The sequence below is a fragment of the Lutibacter sp. genome, from assembly GCF_046055765.1.
In the GTDB taxonomy this organism is placed as follows: domain Bacteria; phylum Bacteroidota; class Bacteroidia; order Flavobacteriales; family Flavobacteriaceae; genus Lutibacter.
Genome location: NZ_JASFZF010000089.1, coordinates 1 through 7,022 on the forward strand (window position 1 = coordinate 1; position 7,022 = coordinate 7,022).

Consider the following 7,022-nt stretch of genomic DNA (forward strand, 5'->3'; position numbering starts at 1 on the left):
CAAATCTTATAAAAACCCGTTGTAAATAATGGCGGAATTTCCTCCGAAATTCCTAATTTGAGTTTTATGAGTTTAAAGAATAAGATTGTCTGAGAAACGTGCCGAAATGAAAAAATGTAACTCCTACTCTACTTGATTGAGAATTGAATCGCACAGATTTTTATAATTAAAATGGTCAGATAAAAAAAGGATTTGAAAGTTGAAACGTAAAAAAAAGGAGAAATGAATCGCACAGATTTTAGTACAATTCCGAATTATAAGCTGAAACGTAAAAAGTTGAGTACAATAGCGGATTTGAGCAATGACACGTAAGATTTTATTATTGGAAAGGAAAAAGAATTTAAAGAAAATTTAAAACTAAAAAGACAAATTTTAGATTTTGAGAATTATTACCGATTGATTTTTTATTAAAATAGATTAATTCGAACTCAAAAACCACTATTTACAACACCGCATATAGCAAATTGCTAAATTCTAATAAATAGAAATTTTTTAGTACTTTTAAACTAATTAAAATATATGGAAAATTATAGTTTCAAACCCGCAACTTGCCATATTCAAACCCGTTGGCTAAAATAGCGGAATTCAGATTTCAGCGGAGAAAAAGTTCTTTAATATAAAATTTAGTTAACCGAAAAAAGGCAAATTGAATCGGTACGATTTTGAGCAAAAAAGCGGAATAAAAAGTTATAACGAAATGATTTTTTAAAATGAGAAATTTAGCAAGTCTGACAAATTTTAAATTGACTTCCACTCTACCGAATTGAAAATTGAAACGAAAAACTCGGCAGAACGCAAACTTGAAAAAGAAAAATTGTAACTAAACCGAGTACATTTTAGATTTTTCTAATCAAAACGGATTTTAAAATTGAATTGGAAAACTAAAAACAGAAAAATTATAACAAAACCGAGAAATTTTAGATTTTGACAATTATAACGGAATTGATTAAAATTTCGCAAAATAAAATTTAAACAAATGAAAATTAGTACAAAATAGAATATGAATTCAAAACTACTTTAGCCAACAATGGCTAAAAAAAATTGCTAAATTATGCCGATTAGAAAATTTAAAGTAAATTTAAAACTTAATAACAAACATCGGAAAAGTACGATTTATCAATCGCAACTTTTCCTAGCCTAAACCGTTGTACACAAGCCGACAAAAAATGAAAAACCAACCACATGTAAAAGCACATTTGGTTTTCCCAACCGCATAAGCCAACGCTCAAAAAACCAAAAGAGCTTTCACTTTCCCACTGCTACCCAAAATGACAAATTTACCTTTCAAACAAAAAAATAAAAACCTACATTAGTGCTCTAAAAAAAATTGAACACCACCGAAAATGAATTTAATAGAACAAGGAGTACAAAAAGGACTAATTCGATTTGACGAAGAAAGAAATTACATCACTTACATTCACCAAAATAAAAAGAGAAACTACAACAATCCAGAGGAAAAAGTACAAGCCGAGACATTTTTGACTTTAACTTTAATTTATGGTTATCCCGTAAACAGAATTTTACAATTTGTTTCTGTTCAAATGGGTTCGGAAACAAAAGAGGCTGATTTAATTGTATATAATGACGATGAACACGAAGAAACTCACATACTTGTTGAGTGTAAAAAAGAAGATTTAACAGACCAACAATTTGTTATTGCAGTTGACCAAGCGTATAGTTATGCAGTTGCAGAAGGTGCAAAATATGTTTGGACAACTTCTCGAATTAAAAATCAATATTACGAAGTTCCTGATAATAAACCAAAAAGCAGAATTGAAATTCCTGATATTCCTCAATTTGGTTTTAACAAATTAGCTCCTTATAAATATGTAAAAGGAGGTGAATCAAAAACCGATGCTGAACCAACAAATATTTTACAAGAGCCAAGCGAAAACGCAAAACAAAAGTTTTTTGAATTAGAAGTTGTAAGCGAAAGTGAATTAACTAAAATATTCATTCAATCGCATCAAGCTCTTTGGGGTGGCGGACAAAGAAATCCAAGTGTTGCATTTGACGAGTTAGATAAATTAATTTTCTGTAAAATTTGGGACGAGAAACATCCAAGAAAAATTGGAGAGCCTTACGATTTTCAACTTTTTAAAGATGAAGCCCCAGAAGATTTATTAAACAGGATTAAAAAGATTTACGCTATTGGTGAAAAAGAAGCACCAGAAGTTTTTAAAGATGGAATTTCACTTTCGCCGCAAGAAACCTTAACTATTGTAAAATATTTTCAACGTATAAACCTAAACAAAACTGACCTTGATAGTAAAGGAAAAGCGTTTGAAACTTTTATGGGCAGTTACTTTAGAGGAGATTTTGGGCAATATTTTACACCAAGACCAATAGTTAAATTTATTGTAGATAGTTTACCAATCAATCACAAATCTAGAGTTTTAGATACCAGTTGCGGAAGTGGTGGCTTTTTGTTATTTGCACTCGACAAAGTTAGAGAGCAGGCAAGTGAATTTTACGACCCAATAAAAGATGAAAAAGACCATTATACACATTGGCACGATTTTGCAGAAAAAAACCTTTTTGGTATTGAAATAAACGACCAAATTGCCCGAACTGCAAAAATGAATATGATTATTCACGATGACGGACATACAAACGTTATTGCATCCGATGGTTTATTAAGCGATGTAGAATTACAAGAAAATAGTAAAAATTTTGAGTTTAAATACAACTCATTCGATTTTATCATAACAAATCCGCCGTTTGGAAGTAGCATAAAACAAACTGAAAAAGCATATTTAAACCAATACAATTTTGGTAAAAAGGAATTAGATTGGCTAAATACTAAAACTGAAAAAGAAAAAGCAAGACCAAGCCAAAGTACCGAAGTGCTATTTTTAGAACAATGTCATAAATTTTTAGCCGAAGGTGGTTATTTGGCAGTTGTTATTCCTGATGGTATTTTAACCAACAGCAGTATGCAATATGTACGTGATAATTTAGAAGAAATGTACCGTATTGTTTCGGTAGTTTCAATGCCACAAACTGCATTTAGTGCTACTGGTGCAGGAGTTAAAAGTTCTGTATTATTTTTACGCAAACACAAAACTAAGCAAACGACTAAAATTGTTGAACTTAAAGACAATTTAAAATTAAAAGTAAAAACCGATGCTAATTACTTAAAAACCGTTTCAAAATGGGAAAAAGAAAAGAAACAAGCAATTAAAGATTTAGAAAATAAAACAAAAATAGTACACCCAAAAGCTATTAAAAAGGAAGTTAACGAACTTATAAAAGATGATAAAGCTCAAATAAGTCAACAATTTACCGACAACCTAAATGAGTTAAAAGATGAATTAACCGAAAAATACTTTATTGCCAAACAAACGGCGTTAGACAATTATCCTATTTTTATGGCAATAGCCGAAGATATTGGGTATGATGCAACTGGTAGAGCTACAAACACCAACGAATTAGTTGAAATTGGAAAAGAATTAGAAAAATTTATTGCTCATATAAATAACACTGAAAACTAAATGAGTAATTATACAATTACAAATAAATCTTTAGATAAAAACAAAGTTTTTATTTTACAAAAAGGCGAAATTCATAAAAGGTTTGACCCTTTTTTCTATGTGCCAGAATTGTTAGAGTTAGAAAAAAGAATAGTATCCAAAAACCCTAATACACTTAGAAACTTTGTGAAAAGTATCTCAAGTGGTGCAACTCCTAGTAGAGATGAAGAGGATAAATATTATTCAACTTCTGAAAATGGTATACCTTTTTTAAGAGTTCAAAATATTACTCAATATGGTCTCGACTTATCTGATGTAAAGTTCATAAATAAGGAAACACATAATTCACTTTTAAAAAGAAGTCAAGTAGAAGAAGATGATTTATTAGTAACTATAACTGGTAGAATTGCAAGTTCAGCCGTTGCACCAAAAGGTTTTATAGGTAATATAAATCAGCATTCAGTTGTTATAAAAACACATAATCGAGAAACAAGCGAATTACTTGCTTGCTACCTTAATACTACAATTGGACAAAAATTGGCTAATAGATTAGCAACAGGTGGCACTAGATTAGCATTAGATTATCCAGCATTGTTATCAATACCAATTATAGTAAATAATAAAATATTAGATATTACAAAAAAAGTAATTTTACAAAAAGAAAAAAACGAAGCATCTTCAGAAAATCTATTAAATAATATTGAAACATATTTATTAAATGAATTAGGTATTATTTTACCTGAAAAATTAGAAAATACTTTGAGAAATAGAATGTTTACAACCTCAATTAGTGAACTTTCTGGAAGTAGATTTGACCCTAATTATCACATAAATTATTTTCACAAAGTTTTTCAATCAATTGAAAATGGAAAATACGAATATTCAAAGATGAATCAATATGCTTCATTTCAAGCTGGATATGCTTTTAAATCTAGTGATTATGTAGAACAATCTGAATGTTCATTAATAACAATAAAAAATATAAAGAAAAATGAAATTGATTTAAATAATGTTACTTTTTTACCAAATGACTTTTATGAGTTATTTAAAGATTTCCAAATTAATAAAAATGATTTATTAATTGCAATGACAGGTGCTACAATTGGTAAAGTTGGTATATATAATCATATTAACAAAGCTTTATTAAATCAAAGAAATGGAATAATAAAGCCAAATAATTTAAATTCAATTTATTTATTAAGTATTTTGAATCTTAAAATATATCAAGAAATAATATTACGAAATTCAAATGGTGGTGCACAGCCAAATATCAGTGAAACAGATATAATGAAAATTTCAATTCCAGTTCCACCACTTGAAAAACAAATTGAAATCGCAGACCATATTTCAGCAATTAGAAAACAAGCACAAGATTTAAAAGACCAAACCAAGGTATTATTAGAAAAAACTAATAAAGAAATAGAAGATATATTGCTAAACACCTAACAAAACCATAAGGAATAGGTACTAATTAGTATTTTAATCAACAAAAACAATAAGGAGAACAAAAAGAACGTTAAGAAACGTAACACAAGCGATAAGGAGTGTATAAAAAGCTTTAAGGAATTGAAAAAGAACGTTAAGGAACACACCAAAAGCTATAATAAATAGGCAATCATCCGAAAGGAGAAGGCAATAAATAAATTAATAACAAAAAAAAATTGCATTATGGCAACAAAACGAACATTAACTGAGGCGGAAGCCTTGGAACAGTACAGAGTATCATTTGAAAATGTTGAAAGTCAAACAGAAATCGCCACTATTATGGCAGAGTTTGGATATGATGAAACATTGTTAACAGAAGGTAAAACTTTATTAACAAAAACACGTCAAGCCTTCGATTTAAACAAAACTGAAGATGACGAAACTTCAGAGGCTTACAATAACTTCAAAACAACAAAAGAAAATTTAGCTAAAACGTATTCACTTCACAGGAAAAAAGCGAAAGTTATCTTTAGAAAAGATGAAATAACCTATAATAATTTAGACTTAAAAGGTAGTTTACCAACTTCATATATAAAGTGGTTAGAAGTTGTTAAGAAATTTTATTCAGTAGCAATTGGAGATACCCAAATTGAAACAAAATTAGCTCGACTAAAAGTAACTCCAACAGAACTACAAGATACCGTTGCATTAATTGCGGAGTTAGAAACAGCTAGAGCTGAGTATTTAAAAGAAAAAGGAGAAAGTCAAGATGCAACAAAACTAAAAGATAAAGCATTCGGAGAAATTGACGACTGGATGAGTGAGTTTTACGCAGTAGCAAAGATTGCATTAGAAGATAACCCACAACTTTTAGAATCATTAGGAAAGTTTGTAAGAAGTTAGTCTTTCAAATAGTAAGCACATTGGCAAACTCACACGAGCCACGCTTCGCCAACAGTTTGCCAAAGAGCTTACAGCATCTAACAAGCTTGACAAATTACAACACCAAAGATTAAAAAAAGGCCAATGTACAACACCGCATATAGCAAATTGCTTAATTATGGTAAATAGGAAAATTTTAGTACATTTAAACAAATAAATAAACAGTGGAAAAGTACGTTTTCAAACCCGCAACTAGCCATATTCAAAACCGTTACCTGTAATTCTCTTTATGATGAAAATAATATTTAAAATTGCATTTATTTTTTTAATAATTTTATCAATTTCGTGTAAAGAGAAAGATAATGCTAAACCTGAAACAAAGAATGGTAAATTCAAGCAAACTGAAAAAACTATTGACTTTTCAAAAATTTTCAAAGATAAAAATCAGATAGAGGAAAGTAATATAAAAATTTCTGACTCAATTTATTATGAATTTTACAATCAAATCTTGAGGGGAAATGTTACAATTATAGGTAGAGAATTGTTGTCAACGAAAATTGACACAATAACTTTAAAAGAGTTAATTGAATTTTCAAATAATCCGAGAATGGATAGTCGAAAGATTTTGTTGTTCAACAATTATATTAAAAATGAGAATATCGAGAAATTAAATTTGAGCGAAAAAGATTTAGTTTTTTTCCTAAAACAATCAGATTTAAAGGATGGAAAATTAAAACAAAGTGAATTATTAAAAAATAAAGTAATTAACGAAAAAGAATATGAAAAAATAGAAAAAGATTTTGATTTAAATGATATGAGTTCAAGTGAAATTGGTCCATTTTGTAAGATTTATAAACCAATTTTCTCTAACGATTTATCTATTGCAATTTTCAAGTATGATTATATTCCATTTCCTAGAGAGTTCAGCTCAGGAACATATTTATTCATAAAAGAAAATGAAAAATGGAAAGTCGTTACGTGGATTGGATTTTATGAGATAAGCTGATAAAAAACTACAGGTAACACCGTATAAAATTTATGCTTAAATTTGATTTGAAACTAAACGACAAAAATACTAACAAACCGATTTGCTTTAACCGAAAATCCTAACGGATTTTAGGTCGCACAAATCTTATACAAACTCGTTGCCATTAATAGCGCTGATGGAAAATTTTAGCTTTAGTGGAAAAGACTCACAAGTCATTTAATGATAGTTATTAAACAAACATTTAGAAGAATTCC

At 29.0% G+C, this 7,022-nt stretch carries 4 protein-coding genes; all 4 read left to right on the forward strand.

Features of this window, described 5'->3' with window-relative positions:
- The first annotated feature begins 1,343 nt into the window (after positions 1-1,343).
- The 4 genes from QM495_RS08860 to QM495_RS08875 all read left to right on the forward strand — a co-directional run bounded on the left by QM495_RS08860 (position 1,344) and on the right by QM495_RS08875 (position 6,786).
- A complete protein-coding gene (locus QM495_RS08860; protein ID WP_408671747.1) occupies positions 1,344-3,494 on the forward strand; it encodes a restriction endonuclease subunit M in 2,151 nt (716 codons plus the stop codon).
- Positions 3,495-4,919, forward strand: a complete 1,425-nt coding sequence (locus QM495_RS08865; protein ID WP_408671748.1) for a restriction endonuclease subunit S — start codon at positions 3,495-3,497, stop codon at positions 4,917-4,919.
- Positions 4,920-5,141: 222 nt separating this feature from the next.
- Positions 5,142-5,801: a hypothetical protein gene (locus tag QM495_RS08870; RefSeq protein ID WP_408671749.1), complete on the forward strand. Its 660-nt coding sequence runs from the start codon at positions 5,142-5,144 to the stop codon at positions 5,799-5,801.
- A gap of 268 nt (positions 5,802-6,069) precedes the next feature.
- Entirely contained in the window at positions 6,070-6,786 is a 717-nt protein-coding gene (locus tag QM495_RS08875) for a hypothetical protein (RefSeq protein ID WP_408671750.1), read from the forward strand.
- The last annotated feature ends 236 nt before the right edge of the window (positions 6,787-7,022 follow it).

What these genes read in the sequence shown, in the direction of transcription:
- QM495_RS08865 (WP_408671748.1), top strand. Translation starts at nt 3,495, where the DNA reads ATGAGTAATTATACAATTACAAATAAATCTTTAGATAAAAACAAAGTT.
- QM495_RS08870 (WP_408671749.1), top strand. Translation starts at nt 5,142, where the DNA reads ATGGCAACAAAACGAACATTAACTGAGGCGGAAGCCTTGGAACAGTAC.
- QM495_RS08875 (WP_408671750.1), top strand. Translation starts at nt 6,070, where the DNA reads ATGATGAAAATAATATTTAAAATTGCATTTATTTTTTTAATAATTTTA.
- QM495_RS08860 (WP_408671747.1), top strand. Translation starts at nt 1,344, where the DNA reads ATGAATTTAATAGAACAAGGAGTACAAAAAGGACTAATTCGATTTGAC.